General features: G+C 70.1%; 22 protein-coding genes. 12 read left to right on the top strand and 10 right to left on the bottom strand.

Translation table 11 applies throughout. From position 1 onward, the window contains the following. Window positions 1-21 precede the first annotated feature (21 nt). Window positions 22-798, top strand: a complete 777-nt coding sequence (locus tag RAH40_RS04995; RefSeq protein ID WP_306600980.1) for a GNAT family N-acetyltransferase — start codon at window positions 22-24, stop codon at window positions 796-798. Window position 799: 1 nt separating this feature from the next. Here RAH40_RS04995 and RAH40_RS05000 read toward each other — a convergent pair whose 3' ends face one another. Continuing rightward, window positions 800-1,150 (bottom strand): response regulator, encoded by a 351-nt coding sequence (locus RAH40_RS05000; protein WP_306600981.1) that lies wholly within the window; start codon window positions 1,148-1,150, stop codon window positions 800-802. A gap of 131 nt (window positions 1,151-1,281) precedes the next feature. On the opposite strand from RAH40_RS05000, the gene RAH40_RS05005 reads away from it, so the two are divergent. Further along, the gene (locus RAH40_RS05005) at window positions 1,282-2,007 is read left to right on the top strand and encodes an OB-fold nucleic acid binding domain-containing protein (RefSeq protein WP_306600982.1); all 726 of its coding nucleotides are present in this window, start codon (window positions 1,282-1,284) and stop codon (window positions 2,005-2,007) included. Here RAH40_RS05005 and RAH40_RS05010 read toward each other — a convergent pair. The 3 genes from RAH40_RS05010 to RAH40_RS05020 are packed head-to-tail and all read right to left on the bottom strand — an operon-like array spanning window position 2,004 to window position 5,103. Beyond that, window positions 2,004-3,836 (bottom strand): hypothetical protein, encoded by a 1,833-nt coding sequence (locus RAH40_RS05010; RefSeq protein ID WP_306600983.1) that lies wholly within the window; start codon window positions 3,834-3,836, stop codon window positions 2,004-2,006. The genes RAH40_RS05005 and RAH40_RS05010 overlap by 4 nt on opposite strands. Then, window positions 3,833-4,675, bottom strand: coding sequence for an ABC transporter ATP-binding protein (locus RAH40_RS05015; RefSeq protein WP_306600984.1), 843 nt, complete (start codon window positions 4,673-4,675; stop codon window positions 3,833-3,835). The genes RAH40_RS05010 and RAH40_RS05015 overlap by 4 nt, the downstream gene beginning before the upstream one ends. 29 nt (window positions 4,676-4,704) lie before the next feature. Further along, window positions 4,705-5,103, bottom strand: a complete 399-nt coding sequence (locus tag RAH40_RS05020) for a GntR family transcriptional regulator (RefSeq protein ID WP_306600985.1) — start codon at window positions 5,101-5,103, stop codon at window positions 4,705-4,707. 155 nt (window positions 5,104-5,258) lie between these two features. Here RAH40_RS05020 and RAH40_RS05025 point away from each other — a divergent pair, with 155 nt between their 5' ends. The 6 genes from RAH40_RS05025 to RAH40_RS05050 all read left to right on the top strand — a co-directional run bounded on the left by RAH40_RS05025 (window position 5,259) and on the right by RAH40_RS05050 (window position 12,744). Further along, on the top strand, window positions 5,259-6,179 hold the full coding sequence (locus tag RAH40_RS05025) for a TRAP transporter TatT component family protein (RefSeq protein WP_306600986.1): 921 nt from the start codon (window positions 5,259-5,261) through the stop codon (window positions 6,177-6,179). Then, window positions 6,176-7,168: a TRAP transporter substrate-binding protein DctP gene (gene dctP, locus RAH40_RS05030; RefSeq protein ID WP_306600987.1), complete on the top strand. Its 993-nt coding sequence runs from the start codon at window positions 6,176-6,178 to the stop codon at window positions 7,166-7,168. The genes RAH40_RS05025 and dctP overlap by 4 nt, the downstream gene beginning before the upstream one ends. Next, complete coding sequence (locus RAH40_RS05035; RefSeq protein WP_306600988.1) at window positions 7,165-8,988, top strand: TRAP transporter large permease subunit; 1,824 nt, start codon at window positions 7,165-7,167, stop codon at window positions 8,986-8,988. Before dctP ends, RAH40_RS05035 begins: the two co-directional genes overlap by 4 nt. 8 nt (window positions 8,989-8,996) lie before the next feature. Further along, window positions 8,997-9,632: an HAD family hydrolase gene (locus RAH40_RS05040; RefSeq protein WP_306600990.1), complete on the top strand. Its 636-nt coding sequence runs from the start codon at window positions 8,997-8,999 to the stop codon at window positions 9,630-9,632. Between the two features lie 54 nt (window positions 9,633-9,686). After that, entirely contained in the window at window positions 9,687-11,513 is a 1,827-nt protein-coding gene (locus RAH40_RS05045; protein WP_306600991.1) for a mechanosensitive ion channel domain-containing protein, read from the top strand. A gap of 91 nt (window positions 11,514-11,604) precedes the next feature. Next, on the top strand, window positions 11,605-12,744 hold the full coding sequence (locus tag RAH40_RS05050) for a glycoside hydrolase family 64 protein (protein ID WP_306600992.1): 1,140 nt from the start codon (window positions 11,605-11,607) through the stop codon (window positions 12,742-12,744). On the opposite strand, the gene RAH40_RS05055 is transcribed toward RAH40_RS05050, so the two are convergent. Beyond that, complete coding sequence (locus RAH40_RS05055; protein WP_306600994.1) at window positions 12,741-13,244, bottom strand: outer membrane beta-barrel protein; 504 nt, start codon at window positions 13,242-13,244, stop codon at window positions 12,741-12,743. The genes RAH40_RS05050 and RAH40_RS05055 overlap by 4 nt on opposite strands. Window positions 13,245-13,373: 129 nt before the next feature. Here RAH40_RS05055 and RAH40_RS05060 point away from each other — a divergent pair, with 129 nt between their 5' ends. Together RAH40_RS05060 and RAH40_RS05065 are read left to right on the top strand one after the other, a co-directional pair. After that, entirely contained in the window at window positions 13,374-13,955 is a 582-nt protein-coding gene (locus tag RAH40_RS05060) for a DNA-3-methyladenine glycosylase I (protein WP_306600995.1), read from the top strand. Continuing rightward, the gene (locus tag RAH40_RS05065) at window positions 13,952-14,257 is read left to right on the top strand and encodes a hypothetical protein (RefSeq protein ID WP_306600996.1); all 306 of its coding nucleotides are present in this window, start codon (window positions 13,952-13,954) and stop codon (window positions 14,255-14,257) included. The genes RAH40_RS05060 and RAH40_RS05065 overlap by 4 nt, the downstream gene beginning before the upstream one ends. 134 nt (window positions 14,258-14,391) lie before the next feature. Here RAH40_RS05065 and RAH40_RS05070 read toward each other — a convergent pair whose 3' ends face one another. From RAH40_RS05070 to RAH40_RS05080, 3 genes are all read right to left on the bottom strand, one after another. After that, the gene (locus RAH40_RS05070; RefSeq protein WP_306600997.1) at window positions 14,392-14,811 is read right to left on the bottom strand and encodes a GxxExxY protein; all 420 of its coding nucleotides are present in this window, start codon (window positions 14,809-14,811) and stop codon (window positions 14,392-14,394) included. Window positions 14,812-15,031: 220 nt separating this feature from the next. Beyond that, a complete protein-coding gene (locus tag RAH40_RS05075) occupies window positions 15,032-16,066 on the bottom strand; it encodes an IS630 family transposase (RefSeq protein WP_306602281.1) in 1,035 nt (344 codons plus the stop codon). 123 nt (window positions 16,067-16,189) lie between these two features. Next, window positions 16,190-16,903, bottom strand: coding sequence for a carbonic anhydrase (locus RAH40_RS05080; protein ID WP_306600998.1), 714 nt, complete (start codon window positions 16,901-16,903; stop codon window positions 16,190-16,192). A gap of 113 nt (window positions 16,904-17,016) precedes the next feature. Here RAH40_RS05080 and RAH40_RS05085 point away from each other — a divergent pair, with 113 nt between their 5' ends. Beyond that, window positions 17,017-18,123 (top strand): M20/M25/M40 family metallo-hydrolase, encoded by a 1,107-nt coding sequence (locus RAH40_RS05085; protein WP_306600999.1) that lies wholly within the window; start codon window positions 17,017-17,019, stop codon window positions 18,121-18,123. 208 nt (window positions 18,124-18,331) lie between these two features. On the opposite strand, the gene RAH40_RS05090 is transcribed toward RAH40_RS05085, so the two are convergent. Further along, on the bottom strand, window positions 18,332-18,931 hold the full coding sequence (locus tag RAH40_RS05090; RefSeq protein WP_306601000.1) for an FMN-binding negative transcriptional regulator: 600 nt from the start codon (window positions 18,929-18,931) through the stop codon (window positions 18,332-18,334). Between the two features lie 12 nt (window positions 18,932-18,943). Next, window positions 18,944-21,502, bottom strand: coding sequence for a PAS domain-containing hybrid sensor histidine kinase/response regulator (locus tag RAH40_RS05095; protein ID WP_306601001.1), 2,559 nt, complete (start codon window positions 21,500-21,502; stop codon window positions 18,944-18,946). 277 nt (window positions 21,503-21,779) lie between these two features. On the opposite strand from RAH40_RS05095, the gene RAH40_RS05100 reads away from it, so the two are divergent. After that, complete coding sequence (locus tag RAH40_RS05100; RefSeq protein WP_306601002.1) at window positions 21,780-22,277, top strand: hypothetical protein; 498 nt, start codon at window positions 21,780-21,782, stop codon at window positions 22,275-22,277. Window positions 22,278-22,301: the final 24 nt, after the last annotated feature.

Raw genomic sequence — 22,301 nt, forward strand, 5'->3', positions numbered from 1 at the left:
AGACCCCGGCCTGGAGACCCCATGAACAGCCGATCCCCTGCCCCCGCCCGCCGCCTGGAGCGCGCCCAGGCCCTGCAGAACGACCGCTTCACCCGGGCCGCCGGGGGCGCCAGCCGTCCCCTGGGAGGCGGTTTCGCCCACTGGCGGGGCGAGGGGCATCCCCTCAATCAGGCCCTGGGGCTGGTGGATCCGGTTTCGGAAGCGGACCTGGTGGCCGCGGAGGCGTTCCTCGGACAGGGCGGCCACCCGGTCGTCCTCGAGCTGAGTCCCGCCGCGGACCCCGCCCTCTGGATCCTCCTGGCGTCCCGGGGCTACCGGGTGGCCCAGTTCCAGCAGCTCTGGGTGCGGTCCCTCGCGGACGCCCCGGTCTCCCCGGAGGGCATCCGGGTCGCGGAGCCCGGGGAGGCGGACCTCTACAGCCGCCTGGTCGGTGCGGGATTTTCCGACACCGACGACTGGCGGGACCTGGAGCCTCCCTTCCGGACGACGCTCGACGTGGAGGACGCCTGGGGCTTCCTGGCCTTCGTGGAGGGGGAGCCCGCCGGAGGCGGGATGCTCGGCCTCGCCGGGGGCGTGGCCATGCTCAGCGGGGATGCCGTCCTCCCGCGGTTCCGGGGGCGCGGGATCCAGAAGGCGCTGATCGCCGCGCGCCTGGACCGGGCCCGCAAGGCCGGCTGCGACCTGGCCTGCGCGTCCACCCTTCCCGGCACGCCGAGCCAGGGCTCCTACGAGGCCTGCGGCTTTCGCGCGGGCTACCCGAAGCTGGAGATGGCACGGAGCCCGTCCCCGTGCGAGTAGGCTAGGTTTCCGCCAGGACCGTCCGGATCTGCCCGAGGGTGAACGGCTTGGGGATGACCCGGGTGTGGGGGTCGCCCCGCAGGGCCTCCTCCACGGCGGCATCCACGTTGCCGGTGGCCAGGAGCACCGGGAGGTTGGGCTTGAGCACGCGCAGGCGCTTCAGCGTCTCCACTCCGCCCATGTCGGGCATGGTCACGTCCATGATCACCAGATCGGGTTCGGGCGAGGCTTCCAGCAGGGCCAGGGCCTTGGCGCCGCGGTCCACCGACTCCACGTGGTGGCCGAGGATCCCCAGCAGGCTGGGCACCGAGGCAAGGATGAGGTCATCGTCGTCCACGAGAAGAATGTTCACGCAACACCTCTGGCAGCGGGAAAGGGATCAGCCCCAGGATACCCCCGTTACGGCGCCCGGAAACCGCCTTTGCGGGGCATGCGGTATCCTGGAGCCTGGCGAAGCGGCCGAAACCCCCAGGAGTCCCGAAAATGCGAATCATTCCCACCCTGCTCACGTCCGGCGCCCTCGTGCTGGCCGGCCTCGGCTGCTCGAAATCGAAGCCCGGGGCGCCCACCGCCTCCGTTCCCGCGGCCAAGGGCGTCCTCCAGGGCACCGTGCTCGAGACCGTCCCCGCCCCGCCATACACCTACCTCCGCCTGAAGGCCGCCCAGGGCGAGGTGTGGGCCGCCGTGCCCGCCGCCGACGTCAAGGTGGGCGCGCCGGTCACCGTGAACATCTCCATCACCATGGACAAGTTCGAGTCCCCCTCCCTCCACCGCACCTTCGAGCGGGTCTTCATGGGCACCCTGGCCGGCGCCGAAAGCGCCGCCCCCGTGGGCATGGGCATGGGGATGCCGCCCAAGGCCCCCGCCGCCCCCGCCGGCCCCGACGAGAAGGTGGCCAAGGCCGCCGGCGCCGACGCCCGCACCGTCGCCGAAGTGTGGGCCCAGAAGGCCGGGCTCAAGGAGAAGACCGTGACCGTCAAGGGGAAGGTCGTGAAGTACAACGAGGCCATCATGGGCCGCAACTGGCTCCACCTGCGGGACGGCAGCGGCTCCGACGCCGCCAAGGACAACGACATCGCCGTGACCACCCAGGACGGGTCCCGGGTGGGCGAGGTCGTGACCGTCAAGGGCGTCGTGCGCATCGGCAAGGACTTCGGCTCGGGCTACACCTACCCCGTGATCATCGAGGACGCGAAGATCGTCCGCTAGTTGCTCCACCCCCACCGGGCCCCGGGGATCAAGGTACGGGAGGATCCCCCGGGCCCGGCGAGGTGGAGCCCGCCGCCGGCGCCCACGCGCAGGCGGCTGGCCAGCGGGCTTTCCGCATTCCGGGTGAACAGGCCCAGCGCCAGGGAGCCGTCCCCGGAGACCGTTTCCAGGGCGCCCTTGTCCAGGTCGGCGGCGACCACGCGGCCCTTGCGGCCAGCCATGCCCCCGGGGGAGGCGCCGGGTTCCGCGAGCGCCACGAGCACCCGGCCCGTCCCGGGTTCCGGCAGCAGCGCTGCGGTCATCCCCTTCGAACCGTCCAGGGGCCGGTTCCAGCGTTCCCGGCCGGAACCGTCCAGCACCCGCAGCGCCAGCCCATCCGGACCTTCCTCCAGGACGGCGACGGAGCCGTCCCCGCAAAAGCGCGGCCGGATCTGCCGGCCCTTCCCGCTCGGGATCCGCCAGAGCTCCTCTCCCGTGCGGCCGTCACAGACGAGGATGCCGTCGGCGGCCGAGACCATGACCCGGCTGGCCGTCGCGTCGGGGATGGGCTGGCCGGTCCCGTGCATCCGGCCGGTTTCCGTCCAGACGCCGGTGGTCAGGTCCAGCTCCCGGATGGGCGCGGAGCCGTCCTTGGCGCGGCCGAATTCCCTGAGCAGCGTCCCGGAAAGGAAGGCGAAGCGGGATCCCAGGAACTCGCGCTTCCCCCTGGACTGGTGGAGCACCTTGCGGGCCTGGACATCGGCCACCGTGAGGCAATCCGGGGTGATGATCACCGCCAGGCGCCCCTCGGACGAAAGGGCACGGACATGGCTCCATCCCTGGGGCCCCGGAATGGAGAGGTCCCAGGGGGGCTGGACCCTGGGTGGAGTCCGGCCCAGGTCGATGTCCACCACCTGGGACCTGCTCAGGTCGCAGGCCACGTAGCGGCGGCCGTCGGGTGAGAAGAGGCCTCCCGGCTCCCCGCCGACGGTGGCGGCGGTGGCGGTGTCGAGGAGGAACGCCTGCCTGTGGAAACGGCCCTCGCCCAGGACCGTGATCCAGCCGCCGGTGGGGGCGATGTCCACGACGCAGAACGTGGAAAGGGTGGTGGGACCCCCGGATCGGACCCAGGCGCAAAAGCCCGCCCCGGCAAGAGCGATCGCCCCGAGGCCCAGGGCCAGGGACACCGAGAGGACCTTGTGGCCGCGGCGCAGGTCGGCGCCTCCCCGGGACAGCTGCAGGTGGACCGACACGGCCAGGACCGGCAGCACCAGCAGTGTGGCCGCGCCCAGGAACCAGGGCAGCGCCCGGAAGGCGCCGCCCTCGGCGATGCGCCCGGTCATCCAGGTCATGGACGCGCCGAAGGACCCCAGCACGGCGACGTCCAGCAGGAGCCATGCGCTCCGGGACCTGAACACCGTGCCCAGCACGTGGGCGGCGAGCAGGATGTAGACCGAGCCCACGGAGGAAAAGGCCGCAACCGCGCCCAGGCCTGCGGCGTTGCGGGGGACCAGCGCGGCCTGGGGCAGCGCCACCAGGAGCCCGCCGCCCACCACCAGGAGCCACGCGCCCAGGAACCGTCCCAGGAGCAACGTGCCGGCCGATACGGGGCGGGCGAAGTAGAAGCCCATCCTCCCGCCCTGCAGGTCTCCGGGAATCATGGAGGCGCCCAGCACCGCCGACATGGCTGCGACGAACCCCAGGTTGAGCCCCACCCCCAGGATCCCCCGGATGTCGCCCATGGGCTTGAGCCAGGGCACCACGATCCCCGCCAGGGCCACGTAGCCCGCCGCGGCCCACACCAGCTTCTGTTCGGCCAGTTCCCTTTTCGCGATGACGAGCGCCTTCATGCGTTCACCTCTCCAGCGACGGTTGCGAGGAAGATCTCTTCGAGGGAGGCGCCCGCGGCGGCGTCGGGCGGAAGGCCCGCGGCCGCCAGGGCGGCTTCGCTGAACCGCGAGACGGTGGCCTCCAGGCCGAAGGCGCCCTGGGCGAGGTCCGCCGGCACCAGGGGCCCCAGGTCCGGGGCGTCCTGCGGCCCGCACCGGATGCGGCGGTGGCGGGCCTTGAGGTCCTCCATGGGTTCGTCCAGGAGCAGGCGTCCCCGGTGGAGGATGCCCACCCGGTCCGCGATGCCCTCGATGCCGGCCAGGTCGTGGGTGGTGACGAACACGGTGGCGCCCCGCTCCCCAAGGTCATCCAGGACCTCCCGGTAGAGGTCCCGGCGGGCCACGGGATCCAGGCCCAGGGTCGGGTCGTCCAGGACCAGCAGGTCCGGCCTGCCGCCCAGAGCCAGGGCAAGGGCGACCTGGGTCTGCTGGCCCCGGGAGAGGCGCCCGAAGGGCTGGCCGGGATCCACCCCGAACCGCTCGAGCCTCGCCGCCACGCCGGCAGCGTCCCAGGATGGGGCGAGGCTCCCGCAGAAGGCCGAGGCCTGGGCCGCGGTCATGCGCGGCGGCACCTGGGGCGTCTCGGGAACGACGCCGGTGCGCTCCATGGCGCGGGCCCGGCCGAGCCAGGCATCGGCGCCGAAAAGCTCGGCCCGCCCGGAGCGGGGCCGGTCGAGGCCCAGGAGGGCCTTCACGAAGGTGGACTTCCCGGCGCCGTTGCGGCCGAGGAGCGCATACACGGTGCCCGGCTCCACGGCCAGGTCCAGGCCCGCCAGGGCAACGGTGCGGCCGTAGGCCATGGTCAAGGCTTCACATCGCACAACCGCGGTCATCGGACCTCCCCCTTGCGTTCCAGTTCCGTCCAGGCCCCGTCCAGGGCGGCCGCGGCCTCCGGGTGCGGGAAGCCGAGGCTCCGCGCGAGGCCGGCGTACTTCGAGGCCCCTTCGGACAGCAGGAGCCTGCGCTCCTGCCCCATCGAGGCGGGATCGCCCTGGACGAAGGTGCCTTCGCCCCTGCGCATGGCCAGGAGGCCCGCCTCCACCAGCCGCTGGTAGGCCTTGGCCACCGTGGCGGGGTTCACCTGGAGGTCCCGGGCCAGTTCCCGCACCGACGGCACCGGCGCCCCCGGCCCCAGCGCGCCCGCGGCCACGAGCCTGTGGACGCCCTCCTCGATCTGTTTCCAGATGGGCACCGCCGAGGCGGGGTCCACCTGCAGGATTCCTCTCATGGTCGGCCTCTCGATCCAAGTGTGTTACTGTAGTAATACAGTAATCCCCCGGCATCGGCTGTCAACCTCCTATTTTCCAGGAGGGTGCAGGCCCCCCTGGACCTGCCCTTGGCACCGGCGCCAGGAGCAGTCATGCTGTCGGGCAGGTGATCCCCATGAGGCTCATTGAAGCGTTTTTTCCCCTCTGCCTGGCCCTCCTCATGGGGTGTTCCATCAGGCGCGTGGCCGTGGACCGCATCGGGAACGCCGTTGCCGGGAGCTCGGGAGTCTATGCCTCGGACGACGATCCGGAGCTGGTCCGGGACGCCACCCCCTTCGCCCTCAAGACCGTCGAGGGACTTCTCCAGGAGAGCCCGGCCCACCAGGGCCTCCTGCTCTCGGCCTGCTCAGGCTTCACCCAGTACGCCCACGCCTTCCTCCAGGACGAGGCGGACTATGCCGAGGCCAAGGATCCGGAGCGGGCCGCCGAATTGCGGGCCCGGGCGAAAAAGCTCTACCTGCGCGCCCGGGGCTACGGCCTGCGGGGCCTGGAGGCCGCCCTGCCCGGGTTCGGGGACCAGCTGCGGACGGCCCCGGACGCCGCCCTGGCCCGGGCCGGCCGCAAGCAGGTGCCCCTGCTCTACTACACGGCGGCGGCCTGGGCCGCGGCCTTCGCCCTGGACGTCTCCGACTCCAGCCTCTCCGTGGACCAGACCCTCATGGAGAAGCTGGCCCGCCGCGCCCTGGCCCTGGACCCCGCCTGGGAGGGCGGCGCCGTCCACGAATTCCTCGTGGCCTGGGAGGCCGGCCACGCCCAGGCCGGGGGTTCCGCGGCCAAGGCCCGCGCCCACTTCCAGGAGGCGGTGCGCCTCTCCCGGGGCCTGCGGGCCTCGGTCTACGTCACCTTCGCGGAGGCCGTCGCCCTGGAAGCCCAGGACCGCCCCGGATTCACCGCCCTCCTGGGCGACGCCCTCCGCGTGGACCCCGACCGGGATCCCGCCCGCCGAACCGCCATCCTGGTCGCCCAGCGACGGGCCCGGTGGCTGCTGGGCAGGTCCGGCGAACTCTTCAACGATCCAGAGGAAAAGCAGCCATGAAACCCTTCCGCATCGCGTCCCTCCTGCTCGCGTCCCTGCTGCCCCTGGGCGCCCAGGTGACCCTCAAGATGGCCACCCTCCTTCCGGAGAACTCCTCCTGGTTCCGCATCGTCAAGGACATGGGCGACACCTGGGCCAAGGTCTCGGGCGGCCGGGTCAAGGTCGTGTTCTACCCCGGGGGCCGCCAGGGCGACGAGCCCGACGTGGTGCGCAAGATGCGCCTGGGCTCGCTCCAGGGAGCCGTGCTCACCTCCCAGGGCCTGGCGGAGATCGACCGGTCCGTGTTCGCCCTGAGCATCCCCCTGGCCTTCGAAACGTCCGAGGAGGTGTACGCCACCCTGGAGGCCATGCGCCCCGGCCTGGAGGCCGGCATCGCGGCCCGGGGCTTCGTCCCCCTGAACTGGGCCGACGGCGGCTGGGTCCGCATCTTCTCGCGCAAGCCCGTGGCCACGCCCGACGACCTGCGCCACCAGAAGCTGTTCCAGTGGGCCGGCGACACGAAGACCCTGGAGATCTGGAAGACCGGCGGGTTCAACGCCATCCCCGCCCCGGCCACGGAACTGGCGACGGGCCTGCAGACCGGGCTCCTGGATGCCTTCCTGACCTCGCCCCAGGTGGTCCTGGTCACACGGTACTACGAGCAGGCGCCCCACATGACCGACCTGAAGTGGGCCATCATCATGGCGGGGACCGTGGTCACGAAGGCGGCGTGGGACCGCGTCCCCGCGGACGTCCGCCCCGCCCTGCTCAAGGCCGCCCAGGACGCCGGGAACCGCCTGAGGGCCGACATGCGCGCCACCGAGGAACGGGACCTGCAGGCCCTGCGGGGCGCAGGGGTGAAGATCGTTCCGGTGGACGCCCACGGCCGGGAGCTGTGGCGGAAGATGGTGGCGGGCGCCGCCGGGAAGGTTCGCGGCGAGTTCGTGCCGGCCCAGGCCTACGACGAGGCCCTGAAGGACCGGGACGCCTATCGGCGCGCCCACCGATGAGGATCCTCAAGAAGCTGCTCCTCGCCGGCGAAGGCATCGTCCTGGTGGCCAGCTTCCTGGCGCTGTGCCTCCTGCCCCTGGTGGACACCGCGGGGCGGAGCCTGGGCGGCTTCCACGTGCCGGGGGCCGCGGACCTGGTGCAGGTCCTGACCCTCTGGCTCACCTTCGTGGGGGCCCTGGCCGCCACCGGCCAGGGCGAGCACCTCACCCTCTCCACCTCCCAGTGGCTGGGGCAGGGCCGCCTGGGCCGGGCGGCGCACTGGGCCGCCGGGGCCGTCTCCGCGGCCGTGGCCGCCCTGCTGGCCTACGCGTCGGCCCAGGTGGTGCTGGCCAACCGTCTCGACCCGCGGATGCTCTCCATCGGCATCCCCGAGTGGGCCCCGGAGGCCATCATGCCCCTGGCCCTTGCGGCCATGGCGCTGACCTTCGCCTACCGGGCCCACGGCACCTGGCGGGGCCGCGCCGCGGCCCTGGCGGCCGTTCCCCTCGCCTTCGCCGCGGGCCTCCTGCCCCCCCAGGCGGCCTCGAAGGCCTGGATCGCGGCGGCGGCCATCCTGGCCTCGCTCCTGGTGGGGACGCCGGTCTTCGTGGCCCTGGGCGGCGTGGCCATCTGCCTCTTCTTCGCGCAGGGCACGCCCGTGGCGGCGGTCTCGGCCGAGATCTACCGGCTCGTGGCCTCCCCCACCCTCCCGGCGATCCCGCTGCTGGCCGGGGCGGGCTACGTGCTGGCCGAGAGCGGCGCCTCGGAACGGCTGGTGCGGTTCTTCCGGGCCTGGCTGGGCTTCCTGCCGGGGGGCATGGCGGTGATGGTGGCCATGGTGTGCGCCCTGTTCACCACCTTCACCGGCGGCTCCGGCGTGACCATCATCGCGCTCGGCGGACTGGTGTACCCGATGCTCCGGAAGGACGGCTACTCCGAAGGCTTCTCGCTGGGCCTCGTGACGGCCTCGGGCGCGCTCGGCCTGCTGCTGCCCCCGAGCCTCCCGGTGATCCTCTACAGCGTCGTCGCCAGCAGCCGGGACACGGTGGTGCCCGCGGACCGGCTGTACCTGGCCGGGCTGGTGCCCGGGCTCCTGCTCATCGCGCTCACCGCGGGCTATGGCATCTGGGTGGGGAGGAAGGTCGAGGGCCCGCGCTCCGCCTTCACCTGGAGCGAGGCCCTGGCCGCCACCTGGAAGGCCAAGTGGGAGCTGCTCCTGCCCCTGGTGATCATCGGCCTCTTCGCCAGCGGCCGCGCCACGATGCTGGAGACCGCCGCGGGGGCCCTGGCGTACACCATCGTCGCGGAGTGCTTCATCACGAGGGACCTCCACCCCGCCCGGGACCTGCCCCGGGTGCTGCTCAAGGCCTCGGCCCTCATGGGCGCCGTGCTGATCCTCCTGAGCGTGGCCATGGGGCTCACCAGCTACCTGGTGGACGCCCAGGTGCCGGACGCGCTCCTGGCCTGGACCCGCGCCCACGTGCATTCCCGCTTCGTCTTCCTCCTGGCGCTGAACGTCCTTCTCCTGGTGCTGGGAAGCGTGCTGGAGATCTACTCCGCCATCATCGTGCTGGCCCCCATCATCGCGCCCATGGGAGCGCTGTACGGCATCCACCCCGTGCACCTGGGCATCCTCTTCCTCGCCAACCTCGAGGTGGGCTTCCTCCTGCCCCCGGTGGGCCTCAACCTCTTCCTGTCCTCCAGCCGCTTCGGGATCCCCCTGCCCCGCCTCTACCGCACCGTCCTGCCCTTCCTCCTCATCCTCGGCATCGGCCTCCTGCTCGTCACCTACGCGCCGGAACTCTCCCTGACCCTCCCGCGATGGGCCGGCAAAGGGTAGAGTGGGGAATGCCGCGCGCCGTACTCTTCGATCTCGACGGGACCCTGGTGGACTCCAGGGCCGATCTGGCCACCGGGGTCAACCTCACCCGCGTGGACCTGGGCCTGCCGCCCCTGGAACCGGCCCAGGTGGCCGGTTTCGTGGGGGACGGGGTCCGGAAGCTGCTGACCCGGTCCCTCCCCGAATGCCCCGGGCGCCTGGAGGAGGCCCTGGAGCTGAACCGGGGCCACTACGGACGGCACCTCCTGGACGCCACCCGGCTCTACCCCGGGGTCCAGGCCGCCCTCGAGGCCGTTCGTGCCGGGGGGTTCCGCCTGGCCGTGGTCACCAACAAGCCCCGGGAGTTCACGCTGCCCATCCTGGAGGGCCTGGGGGTCCTCGGCCTGTTCGGCACGGTGGTTGCGGGGGGCGACTGCCCGGACCTCAAGCCCGACCCGAGGCCCCTGCTCCTGGCCCTGGAGCGCTGCGGGAGCGGGGCGGAGGGCTCCTGGATCGCGGGGGACCACCACACCGACCTGGAGGCCGGGAGGCGCGCAGGGGTCAAGCGGTGCCTGTGCCGGTACGGCTTCGGCACCCCCGGCGGCGAGGCCTGGGACCTGGCCGTGGAGAACCTCCAGGAGCTGGCGTCGCACCTGGCGTCCTGATGCGCGGGCCCGAACGCGACTAAGATGGAGGGGAACCTCTCTCCAAGGCCACCCATGAACCTGCGCAGACTCGTCCCGGTCGTCGTCTTCCTGATCCTGGCCGGAGCGGTGGGCGCGGGACTCTACCAGACCCGGGGCCCGGACGCCGCGCCGCCCCCCAAGCCCCTGCCCAAGGGGGCCGAGGCCCAGGTGGACCAGGAGCCCAACCTCACCGCCCGGCGCCTGGCCGCCTTCGCCTTCTCCCCGGAGGAGAAGCAGTTCGCCCGCGACGCGGAACGCCTGGCCGACCATGAAGTGGATCTGGCCTTCAACGACGCCCTGCGCCAGGCCGCCTACGCCGCGCCTCCGCCCACCCCCGCCGTGCGCGAGCTCCAGGCGACCAAGGACAAGCAGGAACGGGCCGTGGACGAGGGCGGGCGGAACGTCGCCCGGCTCACCAAGGCCGTGGCCGCGGCCCGGGAACAGGACAAGGACGACCTGGAGGACCAGCTGGAGGTGGCCAAGGCCCAGCTCGAGCTGGACAAGGACGAACTGGACGCCACCGGGGCCATGCTCGAGAAGCTCGGCGCCGATCCCGTCGCCCGGATCCGCCGCCTCAAGGCCTCGTTCACAGCCAAGGAGGAAGCCGCCGAAGACGAGGCCGCCGGGGCCCCGGCGCGCTTCCAGCCCGGCAGCCTCCTGCAGCGCCTGGACACCTGGAACCGGCTGCGCAGGAAGGCCGGACTCCTGGCCCAGGCCCGCGGGAACGCCCTGGCCAAGACCGAGGAGCTCAGCGCGCGCCAGCAGGCCCTGGAAAAGGACGTCGCCCAGGAAAAGGAGGACCGGGAATCCGCCCGCAAGCAGGCCAAGGGCTTCGCCCTCAACGAGCGGGGCGCCGCCGGGGCCGCCGGCACCTCCCGGGAGACGGCCCGGGCCACGCTCATGACGCTCAAGTACTTCACCGAGACGCAGCGCACCCTGGCGGACCTGGGCAAGCGCTACCAGGACGAGAAGGAACTGGCGCGGGTCTACCAGGACTGGGGCAGCCTGGTGCGCCTGGACCAGCGCGCCGCGGCCCACGCCGTCCTCCAGCACGCCGCCTGGATCGTCCTGGTCCTGGTGCTCATCTGGTTCGCCGAGCGCATCTTCGAGGCGATCTTCGGCCGGATCACCGCCGGCCGCAAGCGCGTGAGCCGCAACCTGAAGGTGGTGAAGTTCGCCGCCCAGGTGGTGGGCGTCCTGGCCATCCTCCTCATCATCCTGGGCACGCCGAGCCAGCTCACCACGCTCTTCGGGCTCGCCGGCGCAGGCCTCACCGTGGCCCTGAAGGACTTCATCATCTCGTTCTTCGGGTGGTTCATCCTGGTGGGCCCCAAGGGCATCCACGTGGGCGACTGGGTGGAGATCCGGGGCGTCAGCGGCGAGGTCATCGAGATCGGCCTCCTGCGCACCCTGATCCTCGAGACGGGGAACTGGAGCGACGCCGGGCACCCCACGGGCCGGGTCGTCTCCTTCGTGAACAGCTTCGCCATGGAGGGGCACTACTTCAACTTCTCCTCCGCGGGCCAGTGGATGTGGGACGAACTCAACGTGAACGTGCCCGCCGGCAAGGACCCCTACCCCATGGTGGACGGCGTCCGGGCCCTGGTGGAGGCGCGCACGGGGGAGAACGCCGCGCAGGCCTTCAAGGAATGGGAACGGGCCGACCGCGGCTACCGCATCCAGGGCCTCAAGGCCGAGCCCAGCATCAGCATCGTCCCCGCCGGCAGCGGCGTGGAGATCCGGGTCCGCTACATCACCCGGGCCCAGGACCGCAACGTCCTGCGCAAGGAGCTGAACGAGGCCGTGGTGGAGATGCTGCACGGCAAGCGGGAGGAACCGGCCCAGCCACCGGTCGTATAGAAAAAAGAGGACTTGCCTCCGGACCGCCGCAGGCCCATCCTTCGGGGGATTTGTTCGTGGCCCCCTTTTCAGCCCATTTTAATGAGCCCCCATGCACCCTGCGGCCCGCAGGGCCTCCATCCTGGCCCTGCTCCTCCTCCTGGTCCCCGCCTTCGGCCAGACGCCCCTGCGCCTGACCTTCTCCAACCGCACGCGGGGCCCCCTGGCGGAGCGCCCCGTCTACGTCACCGTCACCGCCCAGGACGATGCGGGGCGGTTCCTGCGCATGGATGGCGCGGGCGCCTTCCATCCGTGCCTCCCCGCCGACAATACGGTTCCCCTGGCCGGCCGGCGTTGGTGCGCCTACTCCTTCCCCCTTCCCGGGGCCGTGGACCTGGACACGGGCCTCAACCTGCGCGGCGGGCGCATCTATCTGAGCATCGGCGCCCCCCTGTGGCTGCGGGTGGATGCCGCCACCGGGGGCCTGGTGCAGCCGGATCCGGGCAACGGGGAGGACCCCAACCGCCACACCCTCTTCGACTGGGCGGAGTTCGCCCTGGACCGCTCGGGGCTCCATGCCAACACCACCTGCGTGGACCAGTTCGGCCTGCCGCTCACCCTGCGGGCCCGGGACCGGGACGGGACCGCCGCGGGCCCCGTGGGGCTCGCCGCGAGCCGCTCGGACCTGATGCGGGACTTCAAGGCCACCGTCCCCGCGGCCTTCCGCCGCCTCGTCCAGGACCTGCGCATCCGCGCCCCCGGCCACGCCCCGGAGGGGCCCCTGCGCCGGCACCTGGACGGCTACATCCGGGAGATGTGGGAACGCTACCGCCGCGAACCCCTCGTCCTCACCCCGGACCAGGGCACCTTCACGGGCCGTGTGGAACCCGGCGGCGTCCTCGTCTTCACGCGCCCCGGGGACCCCGAGAGGCACCTGATCCGGGCCATGCCCACCACCCTCGAGGCCTTCCGCTGCGACGGCCCCCTGGCCCAGGGCAGCGCCCTGGAGAAGGTCCTGGGGGCCCAGCTCGCCGCGATGCTCAACCGCCACATCCTGGAGACGCCCTCGAGATGGCGGGACGCGTCAAGCTACTACGCCGCGGGCCCGGCCAACGCCTACGCGCGCTTCTGGCACCAGCGCGGGCTGGGGGGAAAGGCCTACGGCTTCGCCTACGACGACGTGAACGACCAGGCCACGCTCATCCACGTGGCTGAACCGGAGGAGCTGGACGTCGGGTTCAGGATCGACTAGAAGCTGTAAGTCACGCCCAGATTCAAGGTGGCCAGGGTGGCGCTGTCGATGTTGTGCGTCGTGTAGCGGGCCTGGATCCCCACGTGCCGGTCCAGGTCGTAGCCCACGCCCAGGTCGAGGCCCAGGCCGTTCCTCGAATCGGAATGGCCGTGGAGCGAGGTGCCGTAGCTGACCAGGGAAACGCCGCCCAGGAGGTAGACGCCGCGGCGGTTCCGGTCCGGGTGCCAGGTGTAGTCGGCGCCCACCCCGAAGCTGGTGGTGGAGGCGCCGTCCTTCGAGCCGAAGACCGTGATGTCGGCCCGGGCCATGAGGCCGTGGCCGCCCCCGAAGTCCCACCGCCCGTGACCGCCCGCCTGGAGCCCCAGGTTGGCCACGTTGGTGAGGTCGTTCACGGGGAAGGCCAGGGCGCCCTGCACCCCGAACACGGGTTCCGCCGCCGAAGCCAGGGAACCGCAGCCCGCAATCAGGACCGTAGCAAGGAAGAAGCCGGAAGTTTTCAAGGGAAGTCTCCTGGAATTGGCCGACAGGAACGGCTCTGGAAGCATTGTATATTCCAAGAGCGCCGATGCGGTTGCCGAAGTTCGGCACGCGCGATCAAACCCCGTCATTCCTTGAGGATCTCAAAAAAGATGAAACCTCCTCCCGATCCCCTCCCACGCTGCGGCTGGTGCGGCACCGACCCGGCCTACGTGGCCTACCATGACGAGGAGTGGGGCGTGCCGTCCCGGGACGACCGCCATCTCTTCGAGATGCTCATCCTCGAGGGCGCCCAGGCCGGCCTGAGCTGGTCCACGATCCTGCGCAAGCGGGAGGCGTACCGGCTCGCCTACGACGGCTTCGACCCCGCCGCGGTGGCGGCCTACGGCCCCGAGCGCCTGGAGGCCCAGCTGCGGGATCCCGGCATCGTCCGGAACCGGCTGAAGGTGGCCGCCGCCGTGGCCAACGCCCGGGCCTTCCTGGCCGTGCAGGCCGAGTTCGGCTCCTTCGCCGCCTACCTCTGGGCCTTCGTCGGGGACAGGCCCCGCGTGGAGCGGCGCCGGACCCTCGCCGAGGTCCCCGCCGTGAGCCCGGAGGCCGAGGCCCTCTCCCGGGACCTGAAGCGCCGGGGGTTCAAGTTCGTGGGGCCGACCATCATCTACGCGTTCATGCAGGCCGTGGGCATGGTGGATGATCACGTCGACACCTGCTGGCGGCGTATACTGGCGCCATGACAACCGAGACTTTCAAGGCCAGCCGCTGGACCAGGGGGAACCGCCTCTTCCCCACCTGCATCGAAGTCACCGACACGGCGGTGACCCGGTGGAAGCGCTCGTGGTTCACGCGCAACGAGATGACCATCCACCTGCTGCGGGTGGCCAGCGTGCGCATCAACACCGGGGTGTTCTGGTCCGAGATCCTCATCGAGTCCACCGGAGGCACCGACCCCCTCACCAGCGCGGGCCACCGCAAGAAGGACGCCCTGCGCATCAAGGAGCTCATCGAGCTCGCCCAGACGCGCCAGCTCGCCCCGTGAATGAGTAGTCTTTCCCCTTTTCCTTCCTCGGCGAACCTCGGTCACCTCGGCGATGCATTCTGTTCCAAGAGCTAGTGTAGGCCGCCAGAAGAACAGGTAACACCTTGTCCCCCCCCCTTCGCCTCGGGTCCAGTTCAGGGCTTGGTGTTGACGAGTCGCTTGATGCCCCCGTCCTTGAGGGGCCAGTTATGAAAATTGATCAGCAGGCCCACTTCGAAATTTGCAAAGTGGAGGCAGCTATTCAGTTGGGCGAAGTCGGCATCCGAAAACTTCGCAATGGCCTTCGCCTCGACGACCACCTTGTGGTCCACCACGATATCCATGATGTAGGCATTCGCGACGCACAATTCCTTGTAGGTGATGTCGAGGTGAACCTCGCGTAGGGCCTCGTGTCCGGCCAACCTGAGTTCATGGGCGAGGCAAGCCTTGTAGGCATTTTCCAGGAGTCCAGGCCCCAGAACTATCTGCACCCTGATGGCAGCGAGGATGATGGCTTCGGTGATATCTCGATGGGGATAGTTGTCGCCCCAATCTTCGCCCCAATGCCGACCCATGACTTCCTCCTTCGGGTCAGGAGTGCGCTCAATCACGCCGGGACGTTCAGGCCAGAATTCTTTCCTCGGTATCCTCGGCCTCCTCGGCGCCTCGGCGATGGGCTTTTCGACGGGTGCTTCGGCGCATGTAATCTTTGCTCCGACTGATACTTGAGAAAGCCATCGCCGAGGCGCCGAGGAGGCCGAGGATACCGAGGAAAAGAACAAGGCAGGTTCGCCGTCAACCCTTGGCAGAGGCCGTCCGAATGGCCGCGAGGGCCTGCCGTGCTCGTGTCATCTTGGCGAGGATATCGTTCGCGGACGCGGTCCAAACAAATGGTTTCGGAGCGGCATTGTGTCTCGCGATATAGGTGTGGATCGCTGCTTCGAGTTCCGGGACGGATCTGAAAATACCCCTTCGGATGCGGTTCTCCGTGATGTCCCGGAAAAATCGCTCCACCATGTTCAACCACGATGAACTGCTGGGGGTGAAGTGAACGTGGACCCTCGAATGGCCTTTCAACCAGCTTTTGACCGCCGGATGTTTGTGGGTGGCGTAGTTGTCGCAAATGATGTGCAGAGCGAGTCGCTTCGACGTACCCCGCTCAAGCCGCTTGAGGAACTTCAGCCACTCCTCATGGCGATGACGTGGCATCGTGGCCGAGATCACCGTACCATCCAGCGTGTTCATGGCCGCAAAGAGGGTGGTCGTTCCATTGCGCTTGTAGTCGTGCGTCATGGTGCCGCAGCGACCCTTCTTCATCGGTAGGCCAGGCTGAGTCCGGTCCAGGGCCTGAATCTGGCTCTTCTCATCTACGCTCAGCACGATGGCATGCTCCGGAGGGTCCAGATACAGGGCCACGATGTCCACCAACTTCTCTTCGAAATGAGGATCGTTGCTTAACTTGAAACCAACGGTGCGGTGCGGCTTGAGGCCATTCTGACGCCAAATGCGTCCCACCGTGCTCTCGCTCACCCCGGTGGCCTGCGCCATGGAGGCCCGGCTCCAGTGCGTGGCATTGACGGGCTGCGTCGTCTTATGGAGCACCTCTTGCCCCTTCAAAGCAATCACCCAAGACTTCCGGCCTCGACCTGGGCGTTCCCTCTCGAGGCCATCGAAGCCCGCTTCCTCCCATCGCTTGAGGCATTGCCAAGCAGTCCGATGATCACAGCCCAAAGCCTGGCCGATGCCACGAAAGGACTCGCCAGAAGCTCGATGAAGAACGATCTTGGCCCGCAAGACGCTGCGCGCAGGCAAGGTCCGGCTCCGCGCCATTTCCTCAAGGCGTCTGAATTGCTCCACAGTTAGATCAACTCGCCCCACTTGCGCCAAAGTTCTCACCTGCCGCTTGGATGCGACGAGCTGTATTGGCGTTACAGGTATTTCTGGCGGCCTACACTAGTGCGTCTTGCGCCCCTTGGCGGCGTGCGCCTCCTGGACTTCGGGCAGCCAGGTCACGGTGCCCGAGGACAGGTCGTAGAGCGCCGCCACGACCCTCAGGTGGCCTTCGGCCACCTTCTCCCGCAGGATCTCGCTGCGCGCCACCATGGCCTTGGCCTGGCGCTGGGCGTTCACCGCGGACAGGCGCTTCAGGTGGCTCTTCACGTCGTCCGACCCCCTGGGGGTGGTCTCCAGGAGCCCGGCCATGGAGGCCTGGAAGATCCACAGGTTGCCGGGCAGCGGCTTGCCGTTGGCCTCGGCCACGGCCGCCACGGCGCCGCAGGCGGTGTGGCCCATGACCACCACCACCGGACAGCCCAGGTGCTCCACCGCGTACTCCGCGGAGGCGAGGCCCTGCGTGTCGGGGCTGTTGCCGGCCTCGCGGATGGTGAAGAGCCGGCCGAGTTCCTGGTCGAAGATGTAGTTGTCCGCGAGGCGGCTGTCGCTGCAGGTGACGATCACCGCCAGGGGATGCTGGCCCCCGGCCAGGAGCTCGCGCACCCGCGGGTCCTCGGCGCTGCGCAGGCTCCGGGAGCGGCGGCCCTCCACGAAGCGCTGGTTCCCGGCCTTGAGCTCGGCCAGGGCCGTCTCGGGCGAGAGGGCCTCGGTCGCCGGGGCGTGCTGGGCGGGCAGGGCGAAATAGAGGCCGGCGACCAGAAGGGAGGGGATCATGGGCATCTCCTTGAGGATTTCAACAATCTAGCCCATCGCGGCCCTGGGAGCACCCTTTTCCGCAGGCTTCCTTGCTACCATCACCTCCATACCCCGATATCTGGAGGCGGCCCATGGCCCTCAACACCCGCTTCGGCGCAGCGATGGACACCGACCGCATGGTCTCCCAGTTCATGGAGATGGTGCGGATCGACAGCGAATCGGGAGAGGAGGCCGCGTTCATGGCCTGGCTCCTGCCGGTCCTGCGGGACCTGGGCGCCTCCGCGGACCTGGACGCCTATGGGAATCTCATCGCCAAGGTTCCCGGCAAGGGCAGTTCCGGCGCCCCGATCCTCCTCTCCTGCCACGGCGACACCGTGAAGCCCGGCAAGGGCATCCGCCCCGTGCTGGCCGACGGCGTGGTGCGGTCCGGGGGGGACACCATCCTGGGCGCCGACGACAAGGCCGGCATCGCCGAGCTGCTGGAGACCCTGCGCGTGGCGCCGGTGCACCCGCCCCTGGAGATCGCCATCAGCCGCCAGGAGGAAGTGGGCCTCCTGGGCGTCAAGAACCTGGACTACAGCCGCCTGACGGCCACCAGGGGCTTCCTGCTCGACAACGACACCCTGGACACGATCATCACCGGCGGCCCCTCGTACTTCGCTATCGACGTGAAGGTCACCGGCAAGTCCGCCCACGCCGGCATGGAACCCGAAAAGGGCGTCAACGCCATCGTGGCCGCCTCCCGCGCCATCGCCGCGCTGCGCCTGGGGCGCCTGGACGCCGAGACCACCTCCAACGTGGGCATCATCCAGGGCGGCCTCATCCGCAACGGCGTGCCCGACCACTGCACCTTCATGGCGGAATGCCGCAGCCTCGACCACCCCAAGGGCCAGGCCCTCGCCGACGAGCTCGTGGCCGCCATCCGCAGGGAAGTGGAGGCCTTCGGCGCGACGGTGGAGATCACCGTGAACAACCTCTGCCGGGCCTCCCGCATCGACCCCGCCACGTCCTGGACCGTGGACGTGGCCACCCGCGCCCTGGCCACGCTGGACATCCAGGCCCAGCCCGCCCTCATGTGCGGGTTCACCGACGCCTCCATCTACAACAACCACGGCATCGAGATGGCCGTGGTGGGCATCGGCGCGCGCCAGGAGCACTCCACGGACGAGCACATCCTCGTGGAGGACATGGAGCGGGCCGTGGCCATGATGGTGGAGATCCTCCGCCTGAGCGCCTAGAAGGTTCCCTGGCGGGTTCCCGCTTTTTTCACTTCCCGCGTTGCCCCAGGGGTCTGCCTGACCGATCTCATCCCCGTGCATCCCCGGCTGATTCCTGCCGGAGTGGGTCCAGGCGAGTGGCTCGATGGACGGGGAAAGGGACGACAGCCTGTTTGGCTAGATCCGAAGCCTCGTCAGAATGCAGGCCAAGGCCACCATGGCCGCGAACCTAGCCCATCCGGCCCGCCAGGTCCTCCGCCCCGGCCTGCCGGAGTCCCTCCACCACCCCCTCCCGGTTCCGCTCCGGCTGGTTCTGGCTCAGCTTCCACTTCCCCACCAGCCGGGTCACCTCGATCTCGATGCCCACCACCGCGGCGATCCGGCCTTCCAGGAAGTCGGCAGGCGCGTCCGCCGGCCTCCAGGGCGCGGGGAACGCCGCCTCGTGCTCCGCGGTCAGGTCGTCCAGGAGGCCGCGGACCCAGGCCGGATCGTCGTGGACCCGGAGCCGCCCGTGGGCGTGGACCACCAGGTAGTTCCAGGTGGGCACGGCCTTGCCGGTCTCGCGCTTGGTGGGATACCAGCCCGGACTGACGTAGTGCCCGGGCCCCTGGAAGATGGCCAGGACCTCGGCGCCGTCGGCGGCCCGCCAAAGGGGGTTCGCGCGTGCCACGTGGCCGCGCAGGGTGCCCGCGGGACCCGTCAGCAGCGGGATGTGGTCGGCGGTGAGGCCTTCGGGACCCAGGGTCACGAGGGCGGCCAGCGGGTGCCGGCGCATGAGGCCCTCGAGGGCCTCGGGCCGGGATTCCTCGAAGTGGGGAGGCAGGTACATGGCTCCAGCGTATCAGGCCAGGTCCCGCGCCTTGGCCTGGAACTGGGGCATGGTGTAGGGCTTGGGCAGGACCGCCACGTCCGGCATCCCCGCCAGCAGCGCCGCGGTGGCGTCGTCCAGATAGCCGGTGGCCAGGATGGCGGGAAGCGCCGGCCGGAACGCGCGGATGTTGACGAGCGTCTCCACGCCCCCCATCACCGGCATGTTGAGGTCCAGCAGCACGAGGTCCACCTCGAGTCCCCCCGCCAGCCGCGCCAGGGCCTGGGCGCCGCCGCCGGCGACCTCCACATGGTGCCCGAGCTGGACGAGCATGGCGGGGACCGAGTCGCGGATCAGCGCGTCGTCGTCCACCAGGAGGACCCGCAGAGGCCTGCAAGGGGCCTCGGGACCGCACGGGGGCGCCTCCCCGGGGGCCTCCAGCGGGGCCGCCGGGAGGTGGATCAGGATGGTGGTCCCCTGCCCCACGCGGCTCTGGATTTGCACGGTGCCGCCGTGGGCCTTGACGGTGTTGAAGACCATGGACAGGCCCAGCCCCGTCCCCTTCCCGAAGGGCTTGGTGGTGAAGAAGGGCTCCATGGCCCGGCGCAGCACCTCCGGCGGCATGCCTTCGCCGGAATCGGCCACCTCCAGCTGGGCTCCGCCGTCGGCGGCGCGGCGGGTGCGCAGGAGGAGCGTCCCGCCTCCGGGCATGGCGTCCCCGGCGTTCACGCAGAGGTTCAGGATGGCGCTGCCCAGGGTGCCGGATTCCCCCCGCACGGGCGGGAGCGTGGCGTCCAGGTCCTCCATGACCTGCACCTTCTGGAACAGCGTCCGGCGGAGCATCGCGGCCTGCTCCCTCACCAGATCGTTCAGGTCCAGGATCCGGGCTTCGCGGAGCCCTTTGCGGGCGAAGTTCGTGAGCGCCTGGACCAGGCTCCGGCCGCGGTCGCTCGCGCGGTCGATGGTGCCCAGGGGGCCCGCCAGGTCCGCGTTCTCGCGGTGCACGAACAGGAGGGTCTGGGCCACGGCCTGGATGGAGGCCAGGACATTGTTCATGTCGTGGGCGATGCCGCTGGCGAGGCTCCCCAGGCTCTCCAGGCGCTGGGTGTGCTCCAGCTCCTCCTGCATCTGGCGGTGCGCGGTGATGTCCAGGAGCGTGCCGAGCAGGCGCGATGCGCGTCCGCCCGCGCCCTTTTCCGCCCTGGCGCGGCTGTGCAGCCAGCGGACCTCGCCGTCCGGCCGGCGGATGGGATAGTCCATCTCCAGGGGCTCGAAGGTGGCCACGGCATGGCTGACCCCCGCGGCCACCGCGCTCCGGTGGCTGGGCTCCACCAGCTCCAGCCACGTGCGGAAATCCTTCTGCCCCTCATCCTGGCCCAGGATGCGCGAAAGGGTGGGGCTGACCCGGATCACCCCGGTGGCGAGGTCGTAGTCGTAGGTGCCCACCAGGGCCGCCTCCTGGGCCTCCCGCATGAGCCGCTCGCTTTCGGCGAGGGCGCGTTCGGCCCGGGCCCGGTTCCGGTTGACCACGAGCAGGGCCGCGATCAGGGCCGTGAGGATGGCGAAGAGGATCCCGGCGACGATGACGTAGGGCCGGAAAAGGCCCCACAGGGTCGGTGGCCGGTTCACGAGGATGGAATCCGGCGGCAGGCTCGACAGGTCGCACCCCCAGCGCCTGAGCTGGTTCCAGTCGAACATGGGCCGCACGAAGGCGCCGGGGGACAGGGGCGGCAGGGGCCGCCCCTGCTGGATCTCCACCACGGCCTGCCCCAGGAGGGCTCCGGCGGTCTCCGGGTCCACCATCTCCCCGCCCACCACGCCTTCGCCCAGGAAGCTGGAGAGGATGCTGAAGACCGGGGCATTGGCCCCCTTGGTCAGGGCCCGCACCACATCCGTGGGCACGAACAATTCCCCCGTGACGTCCGACGTCACGATCGAGAAGAGGATCAGGGTGTCCGGCGCCAGGTGCCCGGCCTGCGCGAGGACGTCCTTCACGCTCCGGCCGCTGGTGTAGTCGAAGTCGATCCGCCCCTCCCACGCCGCGAACGCCTTGCGGGCCTGCGCCTCGACGCGCAGGTTCGACTCGGCGTTCCCCGAGACGAAGAGCACGTGGCGGGTGCGCGGGAACAGCGCCAGGGCGCGCTCCAGGGTGCCCTTCACCTCGAAGCGCAGGGGCAGCTGGAACGTCTCCCGGCCCTCCACGCCCGCGCCCTCCTGGCCGAAGAGCGTCACCGCCGGGGTCCCCGGCGACAGGTCCCGGCCCTCGCGCCCGAGGAAGTCCCGGGCCGGGTCGAAGACCGTGATGATGAGGCCGAACTTCATCCCGGCGTATTTCTCCAGCAGGAGGTCCCGCAGGTGCGCGCGCTGGCCGGGGGCCCGGGGCGGGTTGATGTCGAGGTACTCGGGATGGAAGGTGCCGTACTCCAGCCTCCTCGAGGCGATGACCTTCCCCATGCCCGCGTTGATCTTCCCCTGGGCCGGAAGGTTCTGGCTGAAGGAATACAGGATCAGGACATCCTGGGGCGGAGCCGGAGAAGCAAACGAGCAGACGCACGCAAACCCGACGAGGATACAAACGAACCACCGGTGCATCCAGGCCCTCGATCCCCAACGGGCAATCATGGTTGAGCGTCTCCCAAAATCCCTGCTGTCTCAATTTTTGATTCGGCAGCAAGGCGGATTTACTTCAATTTCGATTCGGTTTCCAGGATTCATGGGAAAATTATCGTCAACTCACTCCTTGAATCGCCGATAAGTAAGGTGAGATCAGGCGAACCGCCTGACCTTTCCTGCGCAGTCAGTCCGAGGTCAGCTCCCGGGACCGGCATGGACTGGACAACCGAAGCCCCTCGGCTCCCCATAGGTGCACATGCTCCCCCTCGCACTCGCCCTCCTCCTCCAACCGGCCCTGGCGGCTCCCGAGCCCCCCCGCACCGTCCTGGTGGAGCTTCGCCCGGGCCTTTTCATCCTCAACGGCCCCCCCACGTCCGACCTCTACAAGCTGGTCAAGCAGCGCCACATCACGCACGTCATCGACTTCCGCAACGACGCCGAGCTGGGCCCCGAGGGGATCCTGGAGAACGAGCGCATCCAGGAACTGGGCTCGGTCTACATGCGCTATGCCCTTGCCGAGGCGCCGCCGGCCCCGGACTTCGTCTCCATCCGCGCCATCCTCCAGGGACTGCCCGCCGGTTCCCGCGTCCTCGTCCACTGCGCCACCGGCAACCGGGCCGCCGCGGCCATCTGCCCCTGGCTGGTGCTGGACCGCGGCATGACGGCACCCGAGGCCCTGCAGACATGCAGGCAGGCGGGCATGCGTATCACCCGCACGGATGAAGCCGTCCGGAAGTATCTCGGCACGATTTAGTGTAGGCCGCCAGAAGAACAGGTA

It is taken from the genome of Geothrix sp. 21YS21S-2, assembly GCF_030846775.1.
In the GTDB taxonomy this organism is placed as follows: Bacteria; Acidobacteriota; Holophagae; order Holophagales; family Holophagaceae; genus Mesoterricola.